1 protein-coding gene is annotated in these 329 nt (G+C 71.4%); it reads left to right on the forward strand.

The features are described 5' to 3' along the window. Positions 1–40 precede the first annotated feature (40 nt). Positions 41–329, forward strand: a 289-nt coding sequence (locus tag E0D90_RS26160) for an SDR family NAD(P)-dependent oxidoreductase (protein WP_438827460.1), incomplete at its 3' end; no start/stop codon positions are given.

Raw genomic sequence — 329 nt, forward strand, 5'->3', positions numbered from 1 at the left:
GTGCTGGGATGTGCGGCGGGCTGCTGAGGCGATGCGGTTCATGAGTCAGGCGCGGCATGTGGGGAAGGTCGTGCTGATGGTGCCGCGTGTGCTGGGTGGTGCCGGGACGGTGCTGGTGACCGGTGGTACCGGTGGTGTGGGCGCGGCGGTGGTGTCGCGGCTGGTGGAGTCGCACGGGGTGCGGCGGCTGGTGCTGACCTCGCGGCGTGGTATCGAGGCGCCGGGCGCTGCCGAACTGCGTGAGCGGCTGGTGGAGTCGGGTGCCGAGGTGGTCGTGGAGGCGTGTGATGTCTCGGACCGGGAACAGGTGCGGGCGCTGCTGGAGGCGA

It is taken from the genome of Streptomyces otsuchiensis (assembly GCF_004305975.1).
Lineage (GTDB): Bacteria > Actinomycetota > Actinomycetes > Streptomycetales > Streptomycetaceae > Streptomyces > Streptomyces otsuchiensis.